Origin of the sequence: Micromonospora sp. ATCC 39149 (assembly GCF_000158815.1) — a bacterium.
In the GTDB taxonomy this organism is placed as follows: Bacteria; Actinomycetota; Actinomycetes; order Mycobacteriales; family Micromonosporaceae; genus Micromonospora.
In genome coordinates, this window is record NZ_GG657738.1 from 477,741 (window position 1) to 479,319 (window position 1,579).

The 1,579-nt window shown below is 75.1% G+C and carries 1 protein-coding gene and 1 pseudogene; both read right to left on the reverse strand.

The window, feature by feature from the left end:
* Positions 1-344, reverse strand: a pseudogene (locus MCAG_RS29435) (phosphopantetheine-binding protein); the annotation flags it as partial.
* A gap of 35 nt (positions 345-379) precedes the next feature.
* A partial coding sequence (locus MCAG_RS02045; protein ID WP_036371958.1) for an ATP-grasp domain-containing protein occupies positions 380-1,579 on the reverse strand: 1,200 nt, incomplete at its 5' end.

Below are 1,579 nucleotides of genomic sequence, written 5' to 3' on the forward strand. Positions count from 1 at the left end.
CCGTCGCGTTCGAGGATCTGCGCCGAGGCGTACTCCGTGAACAGGTTCGGCCAGTTCGCACGTCGTTGGTCAGCTCCCAGACCAGCCGCAACGGCGCGGCGATGACGATGCTGTTCTCGGTGTGACCGGGCGGGATCGGTTTCCCGGGTCACCAGGTCGGCGACCTCGGCGATGCTCAGCCGCGCGGCGTCCTCGGGCAGGCGCACCCGGTACCGGTCGGCGACCACCGCGGACAGTTCGAGCAAGGCCAGGGAGTCCATGCCGAGGTCCTCCAGGGACGCGGCGGGCTCCCGAGCCGCGGCCTCGGCGTCCAGGCCGCAGTGCGCCACCAGGATCTCGGTGATCTAGGCGGTGCGCGGGCGGCCGTGGGTGACGGTCATCAGTTCCTCCTCTGGTCGGGGCCGGACGGACCGGCGGCGGGGACGGGAACGGGACTTCTCCCGTCAACCGGTGCGGCGGGATCCGGCACGTCTGGGCGCGCGCCGGCCGGGGCGGTACGCGGGCCGGTGCCGCCGGGGCGCGAGGCGGTGTCGCCGGGACGCGAGGCGGTGTCGCCGCCGCGCAGCAGCCGGTCGACCAGCCCGGTGGTGTGCCGCCCCCCACGGAAGGCGGCGTCGGCGAGCACCCGACGGACGAAGGGGATGGTGGTCCGCACACCCGGCCCGGCGATGTCGAACTCGGCGAGGGCGCGGTCCAGCCGGCGCAGCGCCAACTCGCGCTCCGGGGCCCAGACGGCGACCTTGGCCAGCAGCGAGTCGTAGTACGGGCCCACCAGATAGCCGGGTCGCGCGTGGGTGTCCACCCGGGTGAACGGCCCGCCGGGCGGGTGGAACCGGTCCAGGCGGCCCGGGGTGGGCGCGAAGCCACGGTCCGGGTCCTCCACGTTGACCCGACACTCCACCGACACGCCGCGCGGCCGGACGTCGGACTGCCGCAGCCGCAGCGGCGCCCCCGAGGCGATGTGCAGCTGCTCGTGCACCAGGTCGATGCCGGTGATCATCTCGGTCACGGGGTGCTCGACCTGGATCCGACAGTTGATCTCCAGAAAGTGGAATCCGCCGTCGTCGTCCACCAGGAACTCCACCGTGCCGGCGCCGGTGAAGCCGACCTCCAGCGCCCCGCGCAGCGCCGCCGCCGCGATCGCCTGCGCGGCGTCGGCCGACAGCGACGGGGCCGGGGCCTCCTCCACCAGCTTCTGGTGCCGCCGCTGCACCGAGCAGTCCCGGGTGCCCAGGTGCACCCCGTCGCCGTTGCCGTCGCAGAGCACCTGCACCTCGACGTGCCGCGCGTCGGTCAGGTACCGCTCGACGTAGACCCGGTCGTCGCCGAAGGCCGCCTGGGCGGCGGCCCGGGTCCGCGCGTACGCCCGGGGCAGGTCGGCGGGGGCGTCGACCACCGTCATGCCGCGCCCGCCGCCGCCGGCCGCGGCCTTCACAATCACCGGGTAGCCGATCTCGGCGGCGACCTCGGCGGCCCGTTGCGCCGTCGGCAGCGTCTCCACGCTGCCCGGCGGCAGGGGTAGCCCGGCCCGCCGCAGCAGCGCCCGCGCGGTGGCCTTGTCCGCCAGCGCGGACATCAC